Genomic DNA, 21735 nt, shown 5'->3' with positions numbered 1-21735 from the left:
AGGCAGTTGTCAAATCGGGAGTCTCAACTCCTGGTTCAGACTATTTTCTGCACACAGGGTGGGGATACGGAAACCCCAGGTCAAAGCCGGTAGAACGAGCAGAGTCCCCACTTTCTCCACAGGTCGATCCACAGTTGTCCCCAACCGCCTCCGGCGTTTCTCACCGGTTCTCCCCAAAGTTATCCACAGGGCTGTTTGCTGTGGAGAACTAGGTGTCCATAAGGTGTACCAGCGCTCGTCAGGGTGGGTCGCGACGGTCTGGTCAGGGGTTGTCGGGGGTCTGCCGTAGAACGGTCTCGAGCGCCTCCCGTGCTGCCCGGCACGGCCCCGAACACCGTCTCTTCTCCTCCGGAGGTCCCATGTCGATCGCCCACCTCGGTCTCGCCAGCGACACCAGCGACCGCGACCGGAAGGGCGGCGGCGACCGCGGCAACATGATGGACCGCGTGCCTCCGCACGACCTCCTCGCCGAGCAGAGCACCATCGGCGGCATGCTGCTCAGCAAGGACGCCGTGGCCGACGTCATCGAGACGGTGCGCGGCATGGACTTCTACGTGCCGAAGCACGAGGTCATCTACGACGCCATCCTCGGCCTGTACTCGCACGGCGAGCCCACCGACGTCATCACGGTCAGCGACGAGCTGATGAAGTCGGGCGACCTGTCGAGGGCCGGAGGCGCGGAGTACCTCCACACGCTGACCGGCGTCGTGCCCACGGCCGCGAACGCCGGCTACTACGCCTCGATCGTGGCGGAGAAGGCCGTGCTGCGGCGCCTCGTGGAGGCCGGCACGCGCATCGTGCAGATGGGCTACGCGAGCGAGGGCGAGGTCGTCGACCTGGTCAACAACGCGCAGGCCGAGGTCTACAACGTGGCTGGGGGAGTCCAGACCGAGGACTACGTGCCGCTGAACGAGGCCGTGACGGTCGCGATCGACGAGATCGAGGCGGCCAAGGGCCGTGACGGTCAGATGACCGGCGTTCCGACCGGCTTCGCGCAGCTCGATGCGCTGACGAACGGTTTCCACCCCGGGCAGCTGATCATCGTGGCCGCGCGACCGGCGCTCGGTAAGTCGACGTTGGCGCTCGACCTGGCGCGGGCGGCGTCGATCAAGCACGGGCAGGCCTCGGTGTTCTTCTCGCTCGAGATGGGGCGCAGCGAGATCGCGATGCGTCTGATGTCGGCGGAGTCGAGCGTGCCGCTGCAGAACATGCGCAAGGGAACGGTGGATGCGCGTGACTGGACGAACATCGCCCAGGTGCGAGGTCGGATCAACGACGCCCCGCTCTTCATCGACGACTCGCCGAACATGACGCTGGTCGAGATCCGGGCGAAGTGCCGTCGTCTGAAGCAGCAGCACAACCTGAAGCTGGTCGTGATCGACTACCTGCAGCTGATGACGTCGGGCAAGCGGGTCGAGAGCCGCCAGCAGGAGGTCTCGGAGTTCTCGCGAGCGCTGAAGCTGATGGCGAAGGAGCTGCAGGTGCCGGTGATCGCGCTGTCGCAGCTGAACCGTGGCCCCGAGCAGCGTGCTGACAAGAAGCCCGCGATCAGCGACCTCCGCGAGTCGGGGTCGCTCGAGCAGGACGCCGACATGGTCATCCTGCTGCACCGCGAGTCCGCCTACGAGAAGGACAACCCCCGCCAGGGCGAGGCCGACTTCATCGTCGCCAAGCACCGCAACGGGCCGACGGACACGATCACGGTGGCGTTCCACGGGATGTTCTCGCGGTTCGTGGATATGCCTAGCTAAATCTCGCAACCTCTGCGACATAGTTTGTCGAGGTGTTGTTGCAATCGTCTCTCTCGGTCCACGGCGCGACGAGTCGACTCGCAACTGCGCCAACCGAGTGCCGAGTTCGCAACAAAGTATTCGTGAGAGGGCTTGCAAAGGTGGCGCACAACGAAGCCGCCGCCCGGCTGGCGGGAGCCGGAATGCGGAGGTCGTTGCTGTCTAACGGATTGGGGGCGCCTGGGAGGTCTCGGACGGCTTGCGGGCACCGACCGGAGCCAAGCTTCGTGCGGCTCTTCCAGGCTCTTTCGGCTCCGATAGGGGGTCGACCGAGGTCTCCATGCCATCCTCAGGCAACGGGGTGCGCATCCAATAGACCGTGGCCAGCGTTGGGACGTTGACCTCGATGCGCACGGCTCCGATACTCGTCGGGCAGGGGTGGTGACAACGGACGAACTTAGGTATACAAAAAGGGTATTCCTACCCGGGCCGGTCTCCATGAGTTCGTAGACTCGTCTCATGCGCTGGAAGCCGAAAACAGAAGACGACATCAGGGCCCTGACTGCCAGTGGGGACTTAGATGAGTCGCACCATCTTGACGCCAAGCGCGAAATTGGTCGGAGCAAAGCTGCTCACAGGGAGACCGCGAGGGATCTCGCTAGTTTTGCGATCGACGGGGGAGCGCTCATCATTGGCGTTGGTGAGAGCGACGACCACACGTTCTATTGTTCACCAGTCGACGTAGATAGCGGCATTGTGGAACAGCTCGAACAGATCGCCGCGAACACGGTGAGACCGCCGCTTGATATTCGGGTTGACGTTATCCGCGCTGAGGAGGGGGGCGGCTACCTCTTTGTTACCATTCCCGCTAGTCCAAGCGCACCTCATATGGCGGACGGTCGCTACTACGGTCGCGGTGAGCGCACCAGACGCAACCTTGATGACGCCGAAGTCGCGCGGCTCATTAGTCGGCGCACTGCCTCAGCTGAGGATGTACGCCAACATCTCAAGGAGATGCACGAAAACGACCCCTACGAGAAGGCGCGTGGATCGACACCGACATTCGGCCACTTATATCTCTATGCCCGACCCCGCACAGGGTCAGACGGCCTCGCCGAAGGGCTCGTATGGGGGAGCGAAGAGATGGTGCGTGAAATTGTGTTCTCGTCCGCGAAGGAAGTCCCTCGAGACCTGCGCCAACTAATGCCGGCGACGACACTGGCAGGCAACCTGCAAAACCGCATGCGCGGCCGGGCGCAGACGACCTTGGGTCAGGGACGCAGGCCATCCGGCGATGAGCGCAGAGCCGTGGACATCGAAATTCGTACCGATGGCTCGATAGCAGCGCTTATGTGTCTGCTCAGCGACGACACGTGGCCGGGTGCCCGACGCCCTATACATGACGGAACGCTCCTGGCATGGACGTGGCAACTTGGGCTGTGGGCGCGCCACATTTCTGCCCACACCAACTACAACGGCGTCTGGGACTTCGGTATTCGCGGAACCGGTCTCGCCACCGGCGTCTCGAGACTGATTCATAACGACGCTGCACGCGACGAGGCGCCCGTCTACGACTCCCCCATTTACGAATTTGTAACCAGCACACGTACCGACATCCTGCGTGACGATCCGGCACGCCCGGCACGCGAGCTGACGATGCCACTGCTGCGCTCCCTCGGATCATGGTCGGAACTAGCCAGGACCGCGGCGTGGGACGTGCATCCGACCTACCTTTAGGGCGTTCCTAGCCGCGCAGCAAATGGCCCACAGCCCAGCGACCTCGAGCGCAGAGACCCGCACTAGAGGGCTCGAAGCGGGCCAACCCTTCGGGGCAATGAGAGAATTGCCCGCAGTCAGTCGACTGAACAGCACTCGCAGGGGCGCCGCTCTTAGCGCTCTCATGGCAAGGAGGCCACATGGACGTACCACCGGAGCTCATCGGAGTTGGCGTTAGGTTGACGGAAACGGCGGCGCGTAATGGCGCCTCGTTCATTCAGGACCGCATCACGCAACTACGAGCCTCAGGCGAACAGTCGAAAGTGATTGCAGGTCTTGAAGAGATCATCCAGAGCCTCATGTCCGACAAGAACGACCTGACCCGCATCGCCCAGACCTACCAAGCTGAGCTCGTCTCTCAACAACTTAACGCCGGCGACGTGCAGTACATCGCTTCGACCATCATTCCGATCCTTGAAAGTTTCGCCGGTCCCGCCACCAGCGACGGGGAGGGCGGCGAGCCCGTGGTCGAAAATTCGATGAGGAAGAACATCGAGACTCTCCGCCCGCTGCTGTCGGCCGAAACAGTTAACATTCTGCAGCTCCTCGGGTTTAACTTCCGTCGCGCTATCGGCGAACCCCTGACGAAGCTCTCCGAGAGCGCCATCCTGTCCAACGTCAATAACTCTGAGGCTGTCCGGCTGGAATCTCTCAAGCGGGAGCAGCTGTACATGCAGGTCGCCCTGGATGAGGGCGCCTTCGAGCGCTTTCGCGCCATGGTGGGTAGCTAGGTAGCTGCCTGTGGCTGTGCGGCGAGTTTCGTCGAGCTGCAGTAGGGATGCCTCACGCTCGACGCCACCCCCTCACTGTTCAGGGTCGATGCAGTCTGCAGCCACGGCGGGCGGGCGGCCGGCGGCGTCGCGGCAGTGGACGTAGACCCCGAAGGCGAACCCGCCCGTGATGCGCCGGGTCCGGTCGTAGCCGAGGGGCGGGCTCTCGCCCTGGCGGATCAGCCAAAACACGACAGCCGCACCTAACGCGTGGCACCAGGTGGTCCGCCGACATCCCTTAGCCTGTTTCTAACGCTGGGTGGACCCGAGGATGGAGTTTGACGTGGACTTCTACGAGCGCCTTCCGATGCGCGGCATGCTGTGGGCACACCTCCACGACTTGCATGGAAACGCGTTCCAATCGTTCTTCCATGACCTCATGGTCCTGTGCGTGCCAGGTTTCGTGGACGTGCGCACCCACGGCAACCTGGGCGATATCGCCAGCGATGGCCTCGACCTGCACGACGGTAAGCTCTACGCCTGTTACGCCCCGGAGACCGTCAACGCATCCGCGACCATTGCGAAATTTACGTCAGACTTCTCCGGAGCGATGATGAAGCGCTCGGGACAGTTCACGACCTTCGTCTTTGTCCACAACGACGTGCGGGGAGTGCATCCCGAGATCTCGACCGCACTCGCTGACGCACGAACGGCACACCCGGGCATTGCCTTCGAGCTCATGGGAATGCGGCATTTCCGGGACCTGCTCGGCAGGCAGGACAGCCAGGACGTCGAGGCGCTGCTGAAGAGTCAGCTGCCGATGCATCACGCTATCTCTGTCGGGCTTCAGGAAATGGAGGAGCTGCTCGCCGACCTGGCGTCGTTGCGAGTCGCTGACATCTCACCGCCGCCGGTCGAGACCGTGTCCGTCCACAAGCTCCGCTACAGCGAATTGACAGAGGAAAGCCAAGCAGAACTACGCGACGGCATGCGGCACTCGGTCCTGATTTCCGACTATTACCAGCGCCGCATCGACATCGCCGAACGTGACGATGTCGCTGCGCGGTTCCATGCCGAATACGCCGATGCAGTAGGCGCTGGGCTCGAACCCGAAGATGTCCTTCTGCGTCTGAGGGAGTTCCTCGCTGGCAACCGCATGCCGTCCGCACCGAGCTACCGGGCGCAGACTGCGGTCCTCGCGTACTTCTTCGAGAGCTGCGACATCTTCGAAAACGCCCCTGAGGGCTGGGAGCCGGCCCTGAAGGTGACTACATCGTGATCACTCCAACCAAGGGCATCACCCCACAGCGCGCCCTACTGACCGTCGGGGGGCAGATTTCCTTGATCCTCACTGAGCCGATGACCGTCAGTCAGACCTGGACGGCGCTGAAGACATGGCGCACCCGGCACGAGAATGATGCCGTGTTGCCGTTTTCCTGGTTTGTCCTTGCCCTCGACACGCTGCACGCGCTGGGCACCGTCTACTACGAGGACGGCCTCCTTCATCGAAAGCGGGTGAGCTAATGCTCCAGCAGCTCTCTTCCAGCGATGAGCGATTCAAGACAATCGTCTTCAAGCCGGGCCGCAACATCCTAATTGCGGAAAAAACAGACCGGTCCTCCGGGACCGATAGCCGCAACGGCGCCGGGAAGTCCTCGATCATAGAGATCTTGCACTTCCTTCTCGGCATGCGCGGACTCACTGGATCGGTCCTGCAGAAAGCGGCGCTGCAGCCCAATAGATTCACTCTGCTTCTGGACTGGTCGGGCATCCCGGACGGGCTGACTGCGAGCCGATCCCTCAACAGGCGCAGCCGAGTCGGGCTGGAGCCAAACGTCGCTGCGGGAGCAGCGCTCGTGCAGACCACCGGAGAAGCGACGGTCCCTGAGTGGGTGACTGTCATTGGCCGCGACCTCTTTGGATTCCCGGATGAGCACTCGGGGATCAGCGCGCGCACACTCCTCGGGCTTTACATTCGCCGCGTCAGCCAGCACGGCATGGACGACGCGGTGAAGACCTTTCCCACCCAGTCCATCGCAGAAGCAACCACCAACGCCGCCTATCTGCTCGGTTTGGACTGGCGGCTCGCTGCCGGCTACCAGCAGCTCGCGGGGCGCGAGTCCCTGCGCAGGAAGCTGAAGGTGGCCACAAAGGACCCTGCATTCGGCCTCATCGTCGGGACTGTGTCAGAACTGCGCGGTCAGGTCGCCGCCACCACCGTTCGCGTGCGTCATCTCGAAAAGCAAGTCGCGGCGTTCCGCGTCGTTCCCGAATACGAGCTTCTGCAGGGACGTGCCGATGAGATTGATGCCCGCATCCGGCGCACTCGGGCTGAGGACGCGTCCGACCGTCGCAACCTGCAAGACCTGCAGGACGCCCTTCACGACGAACGCGAACCCCAGGCGGACTACCTCCGTCGCGCCTATCAGGAGCTGGGCATCGCCCTGCCTGACGCTGTGCTCCGAAAGTACGAAGACGTTCAATCTTTCCATGAGTCCGTGCTGACAAACAGGCGCGCTTACCTCGAGGAGGAGGTCGGGGGCACCCTGGCCCGGCTGCATGCCCGCCAGGTCGAGCGCGAGCAACTGGGCGAAGAGCAGTCAGGTCTGCTGCGGGCACTGCACGACGGTGGGGCGCTGGACGCGTTCACTGCGCTTCAGGATCAGCTCTCTCGTGCTCGCTCAGAGCTACACACCATCACTATCCGGTTCGAGACGGCCAAGCAGCTCGAGGCGACCCAGGCAGAGATCAAGTTTGAGCGCAGCCGGCTTCAGCAAGAAATTAATCGTGATCTCGTCGAGCGTGAGCAGCACATCGCTGAGATCAACATCTTGTTCCAGCGGTTTGCAACCGCCCTATACGGGCCGGGACGAGACGCCTACGTCGACATAGCGGCTCTCGACACCAGCCTGCGTATCTCGCCTCACATTGGAGGGGAGAACAGCCAGGGCATCGGCAAAATGGTCATCTTCTGCTTCGACCTCACCTGTGCCGTACTCGCCCACCGCGGTGGCCGCGGCCCAGATTTCCTCGTCCATGACAGCCACCTCTTTGACGGCGTCGACGAACGCCAGGTGGCCGAAGCACTTAAACTCGCCTCAGAAATCGCCGTCGAAGAGGGCCTCCAGTACATCGTGACGATGAACAGCGATGATCTGGCGAAGGTCGAGCAGTACGACGACGGACTGGTGTCGGACGTGATCGAGCCCCGCCTGACCGACGCCTACGAGGATGGCGGCCTCTTCGGGCTCCACTTCGAATAAACGATCGCGCACAGGGCAGTCCATCCTCGGCCCAAGAGGCGGTCACCCGCCTCAATAGCTGAACCCGTTTCGGCACGCTCCATCAAAAGCTTCGACACACGCCCTGCCGGTAGCCAAGCAATGCTGCCAGCACGAGCAAACTGACAACGACCATGACCGCGCCGGCGAGACTCGCGGTCGAGCACACGTGCACCCCTCGGCTTTGAATGTCGTATCCGGCAGGGGCGCACAGGCGAACCACCTGAACGACACGCGTTGCGGCGAAGGCGCCGACGTCGACGTAGGTGTAGTCGTGGACTCCGACGGAGCGGGCACCGGTGCCGGGCTCGTCGGGCAGGTCGATCACGGCTCCGTCGGGGAAGCGCATCTCTACGCCGTGCGGCGCACAGGTGGGCAGGGCGTCGGTCGAGAGGTCGGCCACGATCACGGGGGCGTCCGTGCTGCACCACGGGATGTCCGTCTCGGCGGCCGTGAGGGTGAGCGGCACGTCGCGGTCGGCGCTCACCGCGAGCACCAGCAGGCCCAGGGCGAGGAGGAGCACCGCCGTGATCCCTGCGAGGAGCTTCATGATGTGCCGCGCCGATCACTGCGACACCGCTTTCGCCGAAGCCAACGGCATCTCGCCCAACGCCCCCACCCACGGAGCCTTCGCCCAGCACGTCACCGTCCACGAACGCCGCGTTCAGCGCGCCCTCGACGGCCTCGCCGACGAATAGCTCGGCCTCGTCGAACACACCGCCGTCACCTTCCACGTCGTCCGCGGCGCCGGCCAGCGCCTCGACTCCGTCATCGTGGTCCAGGGCGCCGGATCCTTCGGTCTGCTCACCGGCCAGCACGCGCGCCATGCTGGCGCTGGCGCTGGCGCTGGCTCTGGCTCCACCGGTCATCGTCGAGCCCATGGAGACGCGGCGTGAGACCGGTCGCCGTCTCGGCTTCACGAGGTCCACGCACCCGGAAACACCTTCCGCTCCCGCGTCCTGGACCTAACCGACGGGCTGGGGGCGAACGTTCTCTACGAGTGCACCGGCGCCTCCTCCCTGTTCCAGTCCAGCGCCGAGCTCGTCCGCCGCGGCGGCACGCTCGCGCTGCTCGGGTACCCGATGACCAGCTCAGAGGTGTCGTACGGCGACTGCCAGAGCCGCGAGCTCACGGTCGTCGGCAGCCTCGCCTACACGCACTCCGACTTCGTCCGCGCCATGCGCGCCCTCGCCGATGGCTCGGTCGATGTCGGCCCGCTGATCACGGGCACCGTCGGGCTCGACGAGCTGCCTGCCCTGCTCGAGGAGCTCGACAGCGGGGAGACCAACCACGCGACGGTGCTCGTGGCGCCGAACGGGTGAACCCCCAGGGCACCGCATCACTGCCAAGCTGACCCCATGGATCCCGTCGTCATCATCGGCACGCGCTCAGAGGGCATGACCGTCCTCGACGTCGAGCGCTTGCCGCACGAGGAGGGCGAGCAGGTGCTGGTCGAGATCAGCCGCGGGGGCCTCACCGCAGCCCGCTGGGTCTTCTTCTTCCACGATGCACCTCAGCTCGTCCGCTACTTCTCCTCCCTCTCCCGGCACTGGCGCGGGTGGCGTGGCAAGCAGGAGTGGAAGAGCCTGGAAGGCGATCTCGAGATCCAGGCGACCCACACCGGGTCGCACGTCGACTTCGTCGTCTCGCTCCGCTCCGAGCCGTCCTGGCAGTCCGAGATCAGCCTCACCGTCGCGGCCGGCACCGACCTCGAGCGGATCGCCGACGTCCTGGCGACGACCCTGCCGACCTGAGGGGACGGCGACGTGACGGGTGTGGGGGAGTGGGCCCGCGACTCCTCGGGTCAGCCCCGGTCGGGGACGCAGGGGGCGTCGTCGCCGAAGGCCTCGGTGACGCGGCGGACGGCCTCGGGGGTGCCCCACTGCTCGACGTGCTCGCAAGCGCGGTCGGCCCGGGAGGTGTACATGCCGAAGATGCCGACGTCGACGTAGGTGTAGTCGTGGACTCCGACGGAGCGGGCACCGGTGCCGGGCTCGTCGGGCAGGTCGATCACGGCTCCGTCGGGAAAGCGCATCTCGACGCCGTGCGGCGCACAGGTGGGCAGCGCGTCGGTCGTGAGGTCGGCCACGATGACCGGCTCGTCCGTGCTGCACCACGGGATGTCCGTCTCGGCGGCCGTGAGGGTGAGCGGCACGTCGGGGTCGGTCCTCACCGCGAGCACCAGCAGGCCCAGGGCGAGGAGGAGTGCCGCCGTGATCCCTGCGAGGAGCTTCATGAGGCGAACCTAGTGCTGGGCCGGGGGCGAGTGAGGCGCTGGTCACCTGACCCGCGCCGCCTGCGCCCTGGGCGATCGCCGGTCAGGGCGCTCGGTCGACGATGGTCCTCGTGACCGAGGTCTGGGCGGTGACGGTGCCGGCCGGCGCGCCGTACGCCGCCTCGAGCTGCACGACGCGCTCGCCGATCAGCTCGCCGGTGCTCGGGTCGATGACGATGTCCTGGCGCTCGGACCTCGTCGGCTCCTCCCGACCGAGGGCGACCCCCGTCACGCCGTCGATCGTCACGTGCTCGTCGACGATCTCGATGCCGGGCACGAGCGCCGCCGCCCCGTAGAGCGCTGACCGCAGGTCCGCCGGTGCCGTGCCCGTCCGGAGGAGGTCCGTGATAGCGACCCAGGTGGCCTCGTCGCGGCTGTTCGACCCGCCGTCGTAGCTCGCCACCAGGTGGTCGTAGAGCTCCTGCGGGTCGCGCGGCAGGTCGGCCGTCGCCGGGTCCGCGGCGGGCGTGCCGTAGAAGGCGCCGTCGCGCGCTCGCCACGTGCCGTTCGTCTCCGGGCTCTCGACCCGGTTCTCCTCCGCGACCTGTTCCGCGTCGTCGCCGTAGAAGGTCGTGGGCTCGTGGTCTTCTCGGACGAGGGTCCACTCGGCGGCGGGGTCGCCCGGCTCGTACACGGTCGACGTCGACGGCACGAGGTACGTGACCATGTCGCCGGCCCTGTTCTGCCCGACGGTGGCGTAGACGGCCTCGGTCGTCGTGCGGAGGAACTGACCAGGTGCGACCACAGGATCGGAGGCGGTGACCGTCAGTGCCGCCGCCTCCCGCAGCAGGGTGGCGGCCTGTGCCTCGTCGCCGGCGCGGGGGAGGACGATGCTCCCGACGACGACCGCGGCGACGACGGCCGTCACCACCGCGGCGTAGACGGGACTGCGGCGCTGACGCCGTGCTCGCGCCGCACCTCTCTCCGCCTCGAGGTTCGCGACGGGGATGCCGTCCAGGACGCTGCGGCGCATGGTGGTGATCTGCTCGTCGGTGGGGCCGAGGGTCGTGGTCATCGGAGTCCTTCGGTGTGCGGTGTCAGGGTGCTTCGGAGTGCCTGGCGGAGGCGGCTGAGACGGTTCCGGACGGCGCCGTGCGTCGCGCCCAGCGACTCGGCGGCCTGCTGGTAGCTCAGCTCCTCGACGACGCAGAGGCGGTAGAGCTCCTGGTCGACGGGGGTGAGCAGCTCGACGGCGTCCTGGATCGACCGGGCCAGCTCACGGTCGATCGCGGAGGCCTCGGGGCCTCGGGCCTGGTCCGACGCGTCATCGGGCAGGGCCGTGGTCCGTGATCGCTGCCTCGACCTGGCGAGGCTGAGGTTGCGGGTCACGACCAGCAGCCAGGGCAGCATCGACGTGTCGAGGATCTGCAGGTCGTCGCGCTTCTTCCAGGCCAGCGCGAACACCTCCTGGGTGATGTCCTCCGCATCGGCCGTGTTCCGCACGATGCGGAACGCGTACCGGTAGACCGGGCGGACGTGGTCGTCGTAGATCCGGCCGAACGCCTCGCGATCGCCGCTGCGCGCAGCTGCGAGGCGCGTCCTGTCGGCGCTGGGTGGCGCAGCCCCCTGTGTGTTCCTCATGACTCGTAGTGTCGGCGGGGGCGGGATCGTCTCATGATCGGCTCCGGGCGCACTCGTGGCACTCGTTCGCCCTTGCGTGGAGGTGCCTTCCCGGGCTTCCTAGGCGGTGACCGCTCCGGTCCGGTGAGTCTCGGGCCAGCGCCCGACGGACTGGAAGAACTCGGTCGCGTCGGCGGAGTCCTTGAACTCCAGGAGGTTGCCGACCTTGCTCGCGAGGACGTCCCGTACTTCCCCTGGCGTCGCGAAGAAGAACTCCTTGCGGCTGTTCGCCTGGTTGAGGGCCCGCCCGGCGAAGTGCCGGTGCAGCTCGGTCTCGAGCGTGACGGCGTCCTCGGAGAAGTAGATGGTGTGGATGTCGAAGCGGAACGGGACGGACGCCCCGCCGAGCTCGTGGACACGGTCCGTCGGCTCCAGCCGTCGCGTGAGACCGATCTTCACGACGCCCTCACCGAACGCTCCACGGTTCGAGATGACGTAGACGTAGCCCGCCCGGATGTTGGCGGCGCGGTAGTCGTTGTCGACGATGGCCTGGTCGATCGCCGCGAGCCGCGACTCGAGATCCCCGTCCGGCGCCCCGGTCGCCTGGAGCTGCGCGATCGTCTGCATGAGGAGCGTGCGCTCCTTGTCGAGCTGCGCCCTCTGCTCCTTGAGCTCCTTCTCGACCCGCGCCTCCTCACGGAGTCGCGCTCGTTCTTCGCGCTGCTCCTCCTTCTCCTCCTGCTTCTTCATCAGCCAGTCCGCGGTCAGCTCGATCTCCTCGAGACGCAGCGCGTGGTAGCTGTCGCTGATGAACATCGCCATCATCACGCCGAGCTTGGCGATGGCGTCACGAGATGCCTCGAGGCGCTTCTTGGCGGTGTGCACGTTGCCGAGCTTGAGGGTGCGGATGCTGTTCTCGGCCTCCGCGTTGTAGGCGCGCAGCATGAGCTTGGAGAGGTCGTCGGTCATCTTGCGACCCTTGGCGAGCGAGTTGTCGAACGAGAAGAGGTTGGACTTTTCGATCGCGTGGCCCTCTCGGACCAGGGCGGCGTACCGAGCCTCGACGTCCTTGAGCCTTGGCAGGTAGGCGGCCGCGTCCTCCAGGGGGTGGTGGTAGCGGTAGATGCCGACTTCCTGCAGCACCTGCGCGTCGTTCAGCTCGACTGCGTCGGAGACGACCACCGGAGCCGGAGCAGGAGGAGCGGCAGGTGCCGGAGCGGGCGGAGGTGCGGGTGAGCTAGAGCGCGTCACCTGCTCCATCATCTTCAACTGGCGCCGGAGGACGACGTTCTCGGCCTCGAACTGGTGAGCGCGAGCCTCAGCGTCGGGTCGACCGTCGAGAGAACCGACACCGGACGTGCTAGCGGCATGCTGTTGAGATGCGCCGTGGCCAGACGAGGCGGGCACGGTGGGCGCCGGCGCGCGAGGCGGTGCAGGTGGCACCACGGCCGGCGCCGCTCCGCCCTCCTCGATCCACAGCTGCCAGCCACCGGGCACGGGAGGCCAGTCGGCTGGAGGCGTCCATCCGGCCGGGGGCTTCCATCCCGAAGGGACAGGAGGCCAGCCGGGCGGAGGGTTGAACCGTCGCTCTCCGACCGTCATGACCGACGGACGCCGGAGCCGTCGACGGCAACCAGCGCAGACGGGTTCTTCGCCACGGCGGCACCGAGGTGCTGCAGCGTGGCCAGCGGCACGACGCCGCTGAGGTCGATCTCCATGAAGCTGTCACGCGGGGCAGCGACGGCGATCAGGGGGATGAAGGTCGGACGCCCCGTCGCGGGGTCGTTCGTCTCAGGACCGATCTCGGCCGAGATGGTCTGGATGATGCCCCGGCGGTCAGCCTCGAAGATCTCGTGGAGCGACCGCAGGGCCACCTGGTGGAGGGCCCCGGCGTAGCGCTCCTTCGCCGCCGTCTGGGTGAGTTGGGTCTCCGTGATCTCGTCGCTCGCCTTGACGTACCGGAAAGCCTTGATGGTGCGCAGGGCCTCGGGCGCCGGCACCGTCACGCGCAGCCGCAGCTCCGCGGTCTCCGGGTCGAACTCGGCCTCGTGCTCGACCGGGAACGAGTCGGGGTAGACGGAGTTGGCGAGCACGATGCCCACGTACTCCTTGACCGCGTCGACGGCGCCGTAGGCGAGGCCGGCGATCAGGTCGTCGATCGAGGAGTTCTGCCCGGACGCCTTGGACTCACGGAAGCGGCACGACGCTTCGTAGCGCTCGCGCTCGACCGCGAGCAGCTGGACTCGACCGGCCTCGAGCTCCGCGTGCTCGCGAGCGGCTTCGGCGTCGCGGCCCGGGATCCAGTCCCGGTACGCCTCCCACTGGCTCCAGGCCTGCGCGAACTCGGCCTGCGCCCTCTGCTGCGCCTCGTCGAACTTCTTCTTCTTGCCGAACATGCCGGTGGGCACAGGAGGCTCGACGTAGACCGGGGCCGGGGGGACCGGCGTCGGCAGCGGTGGGACGAGAGGTGTCTCGAGGTCCCAACGGGGGAAGGGCGGGTGCTCAACTCGGACCTTCAGGCTCTCGAGGTCGACGAAGTCGTCCACCTCGAGGGTGGCGGCGAGGAGCCCGTCGATCTCGGCGTACCCCAGCGCCAGGTCCTCGTTGAGCTCGTCGACCTCTGCCGACCGCAGTTCGACGTAGGCCGCCTTGGCTTCGCGCTCGTACCGCTTGCGCTCGGCCTCGCTGGCGCGGTCGGCGGCGGCGTTCGCTCGCTCCTGCGCGGCTCTGGCGCGCTGTGCCTGAGCGCGGGCCTGGGTCTGTGCCCGTGCCGCCGCGTTGGCGCGTGCCTGCGAGAGGCGCTGTTGGTGCTGCATCTCCGCGAGGATCCCGCGTCGTCGTGCCATGCCCTGATCTCCATCGCTCGTGAACGAAGCTCACTGTACTGAACAATTCCGCTCAGTACGGAACGCCTGTTCGGGGGTCGGCGACCGGCCTGCGAGGTCGATGCTGTTCGGCCCGACGGGAGGAGCGCTCGGCCCCCGGCGCCTGGTCGTAGGTCGACGACGACCTCGTGACGCGGCCCCTGGGGGAGTGCGTCCGCATCGACGGCTGGCGGCTGCAGCGCCCCTGGCAGTGCACCTCAGCCGACGGCAGCCACATCCTCACCTTCCTGTACTCGACGGGGCGCCACGGCAGCGGTCTCCATGACCAGACCCTCACCGTCCGCGGCGAGGACGTGCCGATCGGGTGCACCCGCGGCGGCGAGTGGCACGCGGCGTACTACTGCGTGCCGGAGTCGGTGCTCCCGGCGGACGCGGAGTAGCGGCGGCGGAACGCCAGGGTGCCGACTGCTCCGCTGAACACCACCAGGGCGGAGGCGAGGGCCGGCATCCACTTCGTGTCGTCCGGCGAGGCAGCGAGCCAGGCCGATGAGGCGATCAAGGCCGCGGTGGCGACGACGTAGAAGATCCAGCGCATGGTGCTCGCTCCTGAGGTGGAAGGTGCTCGGTGCGAGCAGCCTAGGGGCATCTACCGGAATGTCAATACTGATTCTTCGCCTCGTCAGGATGAGGGCCGTCAACCGAGTGGTTCGTGCCTCGGCGAGTGGTCAGGAAGGTCCGCGGTCAGTCCGCGAGCCGCCCGCGCAGCACGATCGCGATCTCCGAGGCGTCGAGGTTCGCGAGGGCGTCGGCCAGCACGTCGGCGTCGAAGAGGCCGTTGTCGCGAGCGTCGAGCAAGGCCGACCGCTGCGCCGCCAGCATCGCGAGCGTGTGCGCCACCGACGCGTCGAACGCCTCCTTCGAGCGCTCGAGCACCGGCGCCTCGGGAGCCGGCACGGCGTCGCCGCTCGCGCGCATCAGCTCGAAGATCCTCGTCCGCTCCGACTCGTTGCGCTCGTGCAGCTCGGCCTCGTCGACCGGCGGCGACAGCCGCTTCAGCAACGGACCGACCGTCCCGCCCTGCACCAGCAACGACAGCGCCGCCACCGCGAACGCGATCAGCACCAGCACCGGACGCTGCGGCGTGTCCTCCGGCAGCGTCTGCGCCGCGGCGACCGTCACCGCACCGCGCATCCCCGCCCAGACGACCGCCGTCCCGTCCCGCCAGCCGAGCGGCTGCCTCAGGAAGTACTCGATGTCGGCCAGGCCCTGCGTCACCCGCCTCGTGAACTGGTCGAGGGTCCGCTGCGAGGGGGTGCGCCGCGAGGGGGTGCGCTGCGAGGGCGTCCGCGACGACGTGCGCCGCGACCGGGTGCGGGAGGCGCGGGGCGGGGCCGTGCGGGAGCCTCCGGAGCCGAGACGGGGGGAGGGGGACGGCGACGCGACCTCCGCGGGGGCGGGCACCGCGACTCCCTCAGGCCCGGCCTCGGCGGCGAGCTGCGACGGGCCGGAGCGACCGCGCCGGTTCATCTCGGCGAAGGGCCCGACGGCCCCCTCGGTGCGGATCTGCTCGTGCATGCTCTGCACCCGCGGCTGCATCGCCTCGGCGTGCCGCGCCCTCGCCGACAGCACCCGCAGCAGCGGCGCCACGTACGCCGCCCGCACCACGATCGTCAGCACCAGCGCCCCCACCGCGATCAGCAGCGCGGGCGCCACCCCGGCGTGGTCCTCCTGCACGTCGACCACGATCGACCGGATCTGCAGGCCCATCGTCAGGAACACCGCACCCTCGAGCACCAGCTCGACCGTCCGCCAGTTCTGCGAGTCGGAGAGGCGGTTCTGCGGCGACAGCTCCCGCGGGGCCCGCACCCCGGTCACCAGGCCCGCGACGACCGCCGCCACGAGCCCGGAGGCCCCGACGGCGCTCGCCGGCAGCGACGCCACGAAGGGCACCGCGAACGAGATCACCGTGTTGACGGTCGAGTCGGTCACCCTCCGCCGCAGCGCGAGGTTCGCCGCCCCGACGACGAGCCCGATCACCAGGGCCACGACGACCGAGTACGCGAACGTGCCGACGGCGCCCCAGACCGAGAAGGAGGCGGCGGTCGCCACGATCGCCGTCCGCAGCAGCACCAGCGCGGTCGCGTCGTTGAGCAGGCTCTCGCCGTCGAGCATGGCGACCACCCGCTTCGACACCGACGTCTGCCGCACGATCGACGTCGCGACCGCGTCGGTCGGGCTGATCACCGCGCCGAGCGCCACGCCCCACGCGAAGCCGAGGTCGGGCAGCACCAGCATGAAGAAGACGCCGAGCACGAGGGCGCTCGCCACCACCAGCACGACCGACAGGCCGCTGATCGCGCCGAACTCGCGCCGGAAGTTCATCGCCGGCATCGACACCGCCGACGAGTAGAGCAGCGGCGGCAGCACCCCGGCGAGGATCAGCTCGGGGTCGATCTCGACCGCCGCGAACGCGGGCAGGAAGCTCGCGCCCACCCCGATCGCCACGAGCAGCAGCGGAGCGGCGACCCTCAGGCGCGGCCCGACGAGCGTCGCGGCCGCGATCACGAGCAGCGCGGTCATGAGCACCGCGAGCAGCTCGGTGACCTCCATCAGGCCTCGAGCAGGATGCGCAGCGCGGCGACGAGCGCCTTCACGTCGGCCCGGAGCGCGGCGGCCTCGGCCTCGAGGGCGGCGGCACGGCCGGCGGGGGCGGGGGGAGCGGGGGAGACAGGAGCGGGGGAGGCGGGGTGCGGGTCGCGTGTCGGCTCCGCGTCGGGGGCGGTGTCGAGGTCGTCCTCGTCCTCGGCGTCGTCCTGGTCCAGCTTGTCGTCCGTCGGCTCCAGATCGGGCTCGGGCTCCGGCTCGAGCTCGGGCTCGTCCGTGTCCTCCGTCGCGGGCGCCGGCTCGGCGTCGTCCTCCGTCACCACCGACTCCTCAGCGGTCGGCTCTTCCGCGCCGGTCGGCTCCGCCTCGGCGGCGACCGTCTCGTCGTCAGCGTCCTCGCCGGCGGGGGGCGCCTCCTCGAGGGCCGGGGCCGGCTTCGACGTGCGGACGACCTGCGAGAACTTGGGGCGCGGCTTCTTGGGCGCGGCCGCGGACTCGGGCGACGCCTCCTCGACCCAGTCGGCCAGGGTCTGCCGGGGCACGCTGAACTCGTCGGAGACCACCGTGAGCACGTTGCGGTCGCCCGGGTTGGTCATCCTGCGCTGGAGGACCCGCGCGGTCGCGGCCTCCTTCGTGGCGTCGTCGTACCACTCGTCGAAAGGCATGCGCTGATTCTAGGGACGCTCCGGCGGTCGGTCCGCGCGATCCCCCGGCACACACCTAGAGGGCCCCGCTGATGCAGCGAGGCCCTCCGGTCGTGCGCCGGGCGGGGCTCACGGGGCCGAGGCCCCTGCCCGCCCGGCAGGTCGGTGCAGCGCGGTCAGCGCGCCACGATCACGGCGCCGCCGTCACTCGGCGCCGCCGTCACGCGCGGCCCGGCGGCGGGCGCCGACCAGCAGCGCCGTGCCGAGCGTCAGCATCAGCGCCGAGCCCAGCAGCACGCCGCCTGTGCCGTCCGAGCCCGTGTAGGCCAGGCCGGAGGCGCGGGTGCCGCCGGCAGGGCGGGGAACGACGCGGTCGCCCCCGGCCGGGACGATGGCGGCGGGCGCGACGTAGGTGAACGGCAGCGCGTCGGACGCGCCTCCCGCCGTCGTCACCACGATCGTCGTGGCCCCGGCGACACAGGCCGGGGTGACGAACGTCAGGCGGGTGCCGTCCGCCGAGACCGTGACCGCGGTGGCCGGGATCGTGACTCCGCAGATCGTCACCGTCGTCGCTCCGGGCACGAACGGGCCGCCGATCACCGTGACGGTGTCGCCGCCCGTCGTCGAGCCCGAGCCGGGGTCGACCGAGGCCGCTCCGGGCTCCGCGAGGTACGTGTAGCCGTCCTCGAGCACCGCGGCCCCGTCAGCGCCGTCCAGGACGACGTCGACCGGGCCCGCGACCCCCGCCGGGGTCACCACCGTGACGCGCGTGTCGGTGGGGGTCCCGACGATCGTCGCCGCGACTCCGCCGAAGGTCACGTCGGTCACGCCGGCGAGGCCGGTGCCCGAGACGACCACCGTCTGGCCGCCCGCCGTGGGGCCGGCCGTCGGCGAGATCGAGACGACGGCGGGGCCGCCGGGGCTCACGTAGACGAAGGGGCTCGGTGCGGTCGTCGTCACTCCCGCGGGGGCGGTGAGGACGACCTCGGCGACGCCGGTGCCGGCCGGGCTGGTCACCACGACCTGCGTGCCGTCGGGCGAGACCGAGACGACCGTGCCGGGGGTGCCGTCGAACGTGACGCCCGTGGTCGTGTCGAGGCCGGTGCCCGTCAGGGTCACCGTCGTGCCCCCGACGGCCGGTCCCTGCACCGGGTCGATCGCCGTGATCGCCGGCGCGACGTACGTGTACGCGAGCTCGGCGGTGCCCGCCGTCGGCTCGGTGACCGTGACGGTCACGGGGCCCGCGGGGGAGGCGGGGGTCGTCGCCGTGAGGGAGTTGCCGTCGGCGGCCACGGTCAACGCGGTCGCCGGCAGCGTGCCGAACGTCACGGTCGTGTCGGGCGTGAAGCCGGTGCCCGTGATCGTGACGACCTGGCCGCCGCTCGTCGGGCCGACGACCGGCGTGATGCCCGTCGCCGTGATCTGCGCGGCTGCGCCCGCGGTCGGCGACTCGCACGCCGCCGAGGCGAGGGTGACCGTGCCGAGCGGCACGTCGACGATCGTCGTGGCGCCGACGGTGCCGTTGAGGGTGAGGGCAGCGATGATCGACGTGGCGGTCGCGCTGCCGAACCGGGCCTGCTCGACGCGGCTGACGTCGACGGTCAGCGTCGCACCGAGCAGGTCGCCCGCCAGCGCGGCGCTCGCCGAGACGGTCGGGGTGGTCGCGTCGAGGGTCGCCGCGGTGCCGAAGAGGGCGAGGCCGACCAGGCCGGCGTCCGCGGTCGTGCCGCCGCCGCCGACCGGGCAGGTCACGTCGGCCGTGACCGCGTCGGCCGTGAGCACGTCGATCCCCAGCAGCGACACCGCCGCGCCCGCCACGTCGGACGACGCCGACGAGCCGGTGGTCGTGCTGGAGGCGCGGGTGCTGACCGCGCCCACGGTCACCTCCCCGCCCTGGACCGTCGCGAGGGTCGACCCCTGGCTGTCGAAGGCCCCGGGCGCGCCGCCCGTGCCGGCGGTCACGAGGCCGACGGCCGCCGTCGCGTCGAGGGCGACGAGGCCGGGGACGGTGCCGGTCAGCGCGACGCCGGCGCCGAGGGCCGTGGCGTCGCCCGGAGCGGCGGAGGCTGGTGAGGCCAGGAGGACGGACGAGCCGAGGACGAGGCCGGCGGTGACGCCGATCGCCGCGGTCCGCGAACGCAGGACAGAACGCATGTGTTGCTCCTTCGCAACAGGGTGCCCCTGATCGGCACCGGTCCGCCGAATCTAAGCTTTTCTCACGGTGTCGTCACCCCCAGTGCGAGGGTGACCGGTGCGGTCTCGTTTCCGCCGATGCGCGGTCGCGCTGGCCGGGTGACGAGTGCCGGGGCGGCCGAAGCTGGGAGGGGGCCGGAGGCGCGTGACCGGTGGTGAGCGGGACGCGTCATGTAGGGGAGTCCTGCACCGCGCCTCCTGAGGGGAGGGCGGGCGAGCAGGGCCGCGACCCCGGAGGAACCCATGTCTGACGACGACACCCGCGAGGCCCCGCGCCTGCGCGACCAGCTGAGCAGCCGGGCGATCGAGCCGATCGTCCGCGCCGTTCGCACCGAGATCGGGAAGGCGCAGCGGGAGGTCGCCGACCGCGCCCGCAGCGCGCGCACCGGCCTCGTGCTCGTGGGCGTCGGCGCCGTGCTCGCCGTCGTGACCGTCGGGCTGCTCGCGGCCGCCGTCGTCACCGCGATCGCCGTCGCGCTGCCGCTCTGGGCCGCGACGCTCATCGCCTTCGGGGCCTTCGCCGTCGTGTCGGCGATCGTCGTCCGCGTCGGGGTCTCCGCGGTCAGCCGCGGCGTGCCGCCGGTGCCGAGGGACACGATCGCCGAGCTCGGCGGGCGCCGGGGGGCGGAGCGCGACGGCGGTGACCGCGACGGCGACCGCGACCGCGACCGCGACGGCGACCGCGACCGCGACGGCGGGGCTGCGCGCGACTAGCGCGCGGCTGCTCCGCGACCGGCGACCCGCGCCTCCCCCTGACCTCCACCCGTTCCACCCCACCCGACCCCCGAACACAGGAAGCAGCACCCCGATGGCACGCCAGGACCAGAACCCGAAGCCCGTCAGCCGATCCACCTCCGAGCAGCGCACGCAGCACGCCGAGACCTGGTCGAGCGGGGCGCGGTATGCCTCGGAGGCGTTCGGTGCCTTCCTGCTCGTGCTCGGCGGGGTGGGCACGGCCGTGCTCGCGTCGTCGTTCCCCGACGACGGCAACGCGCTGGGCGTGGGGTTCCTCGGCGTCGCGCTCGCCTTCGGCCTCAGCGTGACGGGCGGCATCTACGCCGTCGGCCACATCTCCGGCGGGCACTTCAACTCGGCCGTCACGGTCGGCGCCGCCGTCGCGGGGCGCACCGAGTGGCGCCACGTGCCCGGCTACGTCGTCGCGCAGATCGTCGGCGGAGTCGCCGGCGCGGCCGTCGTCGCCGGAGTCGTGGCCGACGGCCCCGCCGGCGCGTTCGCCGCGGCCCGCGAGTCGGGCTTCGCCTCGAACGGCTGGGGCGAGCTCTCGCCCGGCGGCTTCGGCCTCGGCGCCGTGCTGCTGATCGAGGTCGTGCTGACGGCCGTGTTCGTCGGCGTCATCCTCTCGGTCACCGCCAAGAAGGAGTACGCGGCCCTCGCGCCGCTCGCGATCGGCCTCACGCTCACGCTGATCCACCTCGTGAGCATCCCGGTCAGCAACACCTCAGTGAACCCCGCCCGCTCGATCGCCGCCGCGGTCTTCGCGGGACCGGACGCACTCGGCCAGGTGTGGGCGTTCGTCGTCGCACCGCTCGTCGGCGCGGTCGTCGCCGGGGTCGCGCACCGGGCGCTGCGCCGCGCGGCGTGAGGTGACGTGCGGCCCCGGCCGGCCGGCGGCCTCGCCGGGGGCGGGGCGGCGCGGGGCGGAGACAGGTCAGGAGTCGCGGTGCCGGTCGGGCCCCGGAGTCGGCCGGTCGTGCGCGAACCAGCGGGCGAGCGGGCGGGCGCTCGCCAGCAGCAGGACAGCGAACGCCGTCTGGTCCACCGCGCCCCACACCGGGATGCCGCCGACCACCGCGATCACCGACCAGTTCACGGCGATGTCGGCGAGGATCACGATCAGCCCGAGCACGATCCCCGAACGTCGCCGGAGCAGCAGCAGCACGATGACGAGCGGGTCCCAGAGCGTCAGCGAGATCCAGAAGGCTCGCAGGGCGGGGTGGAAGCCGGCGTAGGCGTCGGCGCCCCCGACGACAAGATCGGCCACGTGCGTCGTGGTGCCGACGGCGAAGCCCGCGATCCAGAGCCAGCGGAGGAGCCGGGCGGCGCGGTGGTGAGGCGCCGGGGCTGGGGCCTGCGGGTGCGCGGGGCCGGGAGGCGGGGTGACCGGCTGCACGGCGTG

23 protein-coding genes and 1 pseudogene are annotated in these 21735 nt (G+C 69.3%); 12 read left to right on the top strand and 12 right to left on the bottom strand.

The window, feature by feature from the left end; translation table 11 throughout:
* Window positions 1-359 precede the first annotated feature (359 nt).
* The 3 genes from dnaB to IFT45_RS10010 all read left to right on the top strand — a co-directional run bounded on the left by dnaB (window position 360) and on the right by IFT45_RS10010 (window position 4237).
* On the top strand, window positions 360-1751 hold the full coding sequence (gene dnaB, locus IFT45_RS10020; protein WP_185230720.1) for a replicative DNA helicase: 1392 nt from the start codon (window positions 360-362) through the stop codon (window positions 1749-1751).
* 498 nt (window positions 1752-2249) lie between these two features.
* On the top strand, window positions 2250-3467 hold the full coding sequence (locus IFT45_RS10015) for a helix-turn-helix domain-containing protein (RefSeq protein ID WP_192127993.1): 1218 nt from the start codon (window positions 2250-2252) through the stop codon (window positions 3465-3467).
* Window positions 3468-3646: 179 nt separating this feature from the next.
* Window positions 3647-4237, top strand: a complete 591-nt coding sequence (locus IFT45_RS10010) for a hypothetical protein (protein ID WP_192127991.1) — start codon at window positions 3647-3649, stop codon at window positions 4235-4237.
* A gap of 72 nt (window positions 4238-4309) precedes the next feature.
* Here the strand turns inward: IFT45_RS10010 and IFT45_RS10005 are convergent, their stop codons facing one another.
* Window positions 4310-4468 carry a hypothetical protein gene (locus tag IFT45_RS10005; RefSeq protein ID WP_192127989.1) on the bottom strand — a complete coding sequence of 53 codons (159 nt, stop codon included), beginning with the start codon at window positions 4466-4468 and terminating at the stop codon, window positions 4310-4312.
* A 91-nt stretch (window positions 4469-4559) separates the two neighbouring features.
* Between IFT45_RS10005 and IFT45_RS10000 the strand changes: the two genes are divergently transcribed.
* The 3 genes from IFT45_RS10000 to IFT45_RS09990 are packed head-to-tail and all read left to right on the top strand — an operon-like array spanning window position 4560 to window position 7479.
* A complete protein-coding gene (locus IFT45_RS10000) occupies window positions 4560-5495 on the top strand; it encodes an ABC-three component system protein (protein ID WP_192127987.1) in 936 nt (311 codons plus the stop codon).
* Complete coding sequence (locus IFT45_RS09995; protein ID WP_192127985.1) at window positions 5492-5740, top strand: ABC-three component system middle component 6; 249 nt, start codon at window positions 5492-5494, stop codon at window positions 5738-5740. The genes IFT45_RS10000 and IFT45_RS09995 overlap by 4 nt, the downstream gene beginning before the upstream one ends.
* The gene (locus IFT45_RS09990; protein ID WP_192127982.1) at window positions 5740-7479 is read left to right on the top strand and encodes an ABC-three component system protein; all 1740 of its coding nucleotides are present in this window, start codon (window positions 5740-5742) and stop codon (window positions 7477-7479) included. Before IFT45_RS09995 ends, IFT45_RS09990 begins: the two co-directional genes overlap by 1 nt.
* A gap of 82 nt (window positions 7480-7561) precedes the next feature.
* On the opposite strand, the gene IFT45_RS09985 is transcribed toward IFT45_RS09990, so the two are convergent.
* Complete coding sequence (locus IFT45_RS09985) at window positions 7562-8020, bottom strand: hypothetical protein (RefSeq protein ID WP_192127980.1); 459 nt, start codon at window positions 8018-8020, stop codon at window positions 7562-7564.
* 4 nt (window positions 8021-8024) lie between these two features.
* On the opposite strand from IFT45_RS09985, the gene IFT45_RS09980 reads away from it, so the two are divergent.
* From IFT45_RS09980 to IFT45_RS09970, 3 genes and pseudogenes are all read left to right on the top strand, one after another.
* Window positions 8025-8195 carry a hypothetical protein gene (locus tag IFT45_RS09980; protein ID WP_192127978.1) on the top strand — a complete coding sequence of 57 codons (171 nt, stop codon included), beginning with the start codon at window positions 8025-8027 and terminating at the stop codon, window positions 8193-8195.
* Between the two features lie 252 nt (window positions 8196-8447).
* Window positions 8448-8819 (top strand): annotated as a pseudogene (locus tag IFT45_RS09975) (zinc-binding dehydrogenase); the annotation flags it as partial.
* A gap of 36 nt (window positions 8820-8855) precedes the next feature.
* A complete protein-coding gene (locus IFT45_RS09970; protein WP_192127976.1) occupies window positions 8856-9251 on the top strand; it encodes a DUF6228 family protein in 396 nt (131 codons plus the stop codon).
* 50 nt (window positions 9252-9301) lie between these two features.
* On the opposite strand, the gene IFT45_RS09965 is transcribed toward IFT45_RS09970, so the two are convergent.
* From IFT45_RS09965 to IFT45_RS09945, 5 genes are all read right to left on the bottom strand, one after another.
* On the bottom strand, window positions 9302-9733 hold the full coding sequence (locus IFT45_RS09965; protein ID WP_192127974.1) for a hypothetical protein: 432 nt from the start codon (window positions 9731-9733) through the stop codon (window positions 9302-9304).
* Window positions 9734-9815: 82 nt separating this feature from the next.
* Window positions 9816-10787: a CU044_5270 family protein gene (locus IFT45_RS09960; RefSeq protein WP_192127972.1), complete on the bottom strand. Its 972-nt coding sequence runs from the start codon at window positions 10785-10787 to the stop codon at window positions 9816-9818.
* On the bottom strand, window positions 10784-11353 hold the full coding sequence (locus IFT45_RS09955; protein ID WP_192127970.1) for an RNA polymerase sigma factor: 570 nt from the start codon (window positions 11351-11353) through the stop codon (window positions 10784-10786). Before IFT45_RS09955 ends, IFT45_RS09960 begins: the two co-directional genes overlap by 4 nt.
* A gap of 99 nt (window positions 11354-11452) precedes the next feature.
* A complete protein-coding gene (locus tag IFT45_RS17215) occupies window positions 11453-12514 on the bottom strand; it encodes a DUF4041 domain-containing protein (protein WP_371810955.1) in 1062 nt (353 codons plus the stop codon).
* Window positions 12515-12930: 416 nt separating this feature from the next.
* Window positions 12931-14178, bottom strand: coding sequence for a hypothetical protein (locus tag IFT45_RS09945; protein WP_197982348.1), 1248 nt, complete (start codon window positions 14176-14178; stop codon window positions 12931-12933).
* 167 nt (window positions 14179-14345) lie between these two features.
* Here IFT45_RS09945 and IFT45_RS09940 point away from each other — a divergent pair, with 167 nt between their 5' ends.
* Window positions 14346-14597 carry a hypothetical protein gene (locus IFT45_RS09940; RefSeq protein WP_192127966.1) on the top strand — a complete coding sequence of 84 codons (252 nt, stop codon included), beginning with the start codon at window positions 14346-14348 and terminating at the stop codon, window positions 14595-14597.
* On the opposite strand, the gene IFT45_RS09935 is transcribed toward IFT45_RS09940, so the two are convergent.
* The 4 genes from IFT45_RS09935 to IFT45_RS09920 all read right to left on the bottom strand — a co-directional run bounded on the left by IFT45_RS09935 (window position 14555) and on the right by IFT45_RS09920 (window position 19559).
* The gene (locus IFT45_RS09935) at window positions 14555-14752 is read right to left on the bottom strand and encodes a hypothetical protein (RefSeq protein ID WP_192127964.1); all 198 of its coding nucleotides are present in this window, start codon (window positions 14750-14752) and stop codon (window positions 14555-14557) included. The genes IFT45_RS09940 and IFT45_RS09935 overlap by 43 nt on opposite strands.
* A 146-nt stretch (window positions 14753-14898) precedes the next feature.
* Window positions 14899-16767 carry a sodium:proton antiporter gene (locus IFT45_RS09930; RefSeq protein ID WP_192127962.1) on the bottom strand — a complete coding sequence of 623 codons (1869 nt, stop codon included), beginning with the start codon at window positions 16765-16767 and terminating at the stop codon, window positions 14899-14901.
* Window positions 16767-17426, bottom strand: coding sequence for a hypothetical protein (locus IFT45_RS09925; protein ID WP_192127960.1), 660 nt, complete (start codon window positions 17424-17426; stop codon window positions 16767-16769). The genes IFT45_RS09930 and IFT45_RS09925 overlap by 1 nt, the downstream gene beginning before the upstream one ends.
* Before the next feature lie 183 nt (window positions 17427-17609).
* Complete coding sequence (locus IFT45_RS09920; protein WP_192127958.1) at window positions 17610-19559, bottom strand: S-layer family protein; 1950 nt, start codon at window positions 19557-19559, stop codon at window positions 17610-17612.
* Window positions 19560-19841: 282 nt separating this feature from the next.
* Between IFT45_RS09920 and IFT45_RS09915 the strand changes: the two genes are divergently transcribed.
* Together IFT45_RS09915 and aqpZ are read left to right on the top strand one after the other, a co-directional pair.
* Window positions 19842-20312, top strand: coding sequence for a phage holin family protein (locus tag IFT45_RS09915; RefSeq protein WP_192127956.1), 471 nt, complete (start codon window positions 19842-19844; stop codon window positions 20310-20312).
* A gap of 94 nt (window positions 20313-20406) precedes the next feature.
* Window positions 20407-21201: an aquaporin Z gene (gene aqpZ, locus IFT45_RS09910; RefSeq protein WP_192127954.1), complete on the top strand. Its 795-nt coding sequence runs from the start codon at window positions 20407-20409 to the stop codon at window positions 21199-21201.
* A 66-nt stretch (window positions 21202-21267) separates the two neighbouring features.
* Here the strand turns inward: aqpZ and IFT45_RS09905 are convergent, their stop codons facing one another.
* On the bottom strand, window positions 21268-21729 hold the full coding sequence (locus IFT45_RS09905; RefSeq protein ID WP_192127953.1) for a hypothetical protein: 462 nt from the start codon (window positions 21727-21729) through the stop codon (window positions 21268-21270).
* Between the last annotated feature and the right edge of the window lie 6 nt (window positions 21730-21735).

The sequence above is a fragment of the Frigoribacterium sp. CFBP 13707 genome, assembly GCF_014842245.1.
Taxonomy (GTDB): Bacteria; Actinomycetota; Actinomycetes; order Actinomycetales; family Microbacteriaceae; genus Frigoribacterium; species Frigoribacterium endophyticum.
Note: the sequence above shows the minus strand (reverse complement) of the source record. Positions and strands in the feature narration are given on the sequence as shown.

Excerpts from the sequence above, each read along its gene's own strand:
- dnaB (WP_185230720.1), top strand. The coding sequence starts at position 360 with ATGTCGATCGCCCACCTCGGTCTCGCCAGCGACACCAGCGACCGCGAC.
- IFT45_RS10015 (WP_192127993.1), top strand. The coding sequence starts at position 2,250 with ATGCGCTGGAAGCCGAAAACAGAAGACGACATCAGGGCCCTGACTGCC.
- IFT45_RS10010 (WP_192127991.1), top strand. The coding sequence starts at position 3,647 with ATGGACGTACCACCGGAGCTCATCGGAGTTGGCGTTAGGTTGACGGAA.
- IFT45_RS09990 (WP_192127982.1), top strand. The coding sequence starts at position 5,740 with ATGCTCCAGCAGCTCTCTTCCAGCGATGAGCGATTCAAGACAATCGTC.
- IFT45_RS09970 (WP_192127976.1), top strand. The coding sequence starts at position 8,856 with ATGGATCCCGTCGTCATCATCGGCACGCGCTCAGAGGGCATGACCGTC.
- IFT45_RS09965 (WP_192127974.1), bottom strand. The coding sequence starts at position 9,733 with ATGAAGCTCCTCGCAGGGATCACGGCGGCACTCCTCCTCGCCCTGGGC.
- IFT45_RS09960 (WP_192127972.1), bottom strand. The coding sequence starts at position 10,787 with ATGACCACGACCCTCGGCCCCACCGACGAGCAGATCACCACCATGCGC.
- IFT45_RS09955 (WP_192127970.1), bottom strand. The coding sequence starts at position 11,353 with ATGAGGAACACACAGGGGGCTGCGCCACCCAGCGCCGACAGGACGCGC.
- IFT45_RS09945 (WP_197982348.1), bottom strand. The coding sequence starts at position 14,178 with ATGGCACGACGACGCGGGATCCTCGCGGAGATGCAGCACCAACAGCGC.
- IFT45_RS09935 (WP_192127964.1), bottom strand. The coding sequence starts at position 14,752 with ATGCGCTGGATCTTCTACGTCGTCGCCACCGCGGCCTTGATCGCCTCA.
- IFT45_RS09930 (WP_192127962.1), bottom strand. The coding sequence starts at position 16,767 with ATGGAGGTCACCGAGCTGCTCGCGGTGCTCATGACCGCGCTGCTCGTG.
- IFT45_RS09925 (WP_192127960.1), bottom strand. The coding sequence starts at position 17,426 with ATGCCTTTCGACGAGTGGTACGACGACGCCACGAAGGAGGCCGCGACC.
- IFT45_RS09920 (WP_192127958.1), bottom strand. The coding sequence starts at position 19,559 with ATGCGTTCTGTCCTGCGTTCGCGGACCGCGGCGATCGGCGTCACCGCC.
- IFT45_RS09915 (WP_192127956.1), top strand. The coding sequence starts at position 19,842 with ATGTCTGACGACGACACCCGCGAGGCCCCGCGCCTGCGCGACCAGCTG.
- aqpZ (WP_192127954.1), top strand. The coding sequence starts at position 20,407 with ATGGCACGCCAGGACCAGAACCCGAAGCCCGTCAGCCGATCCACCTCC.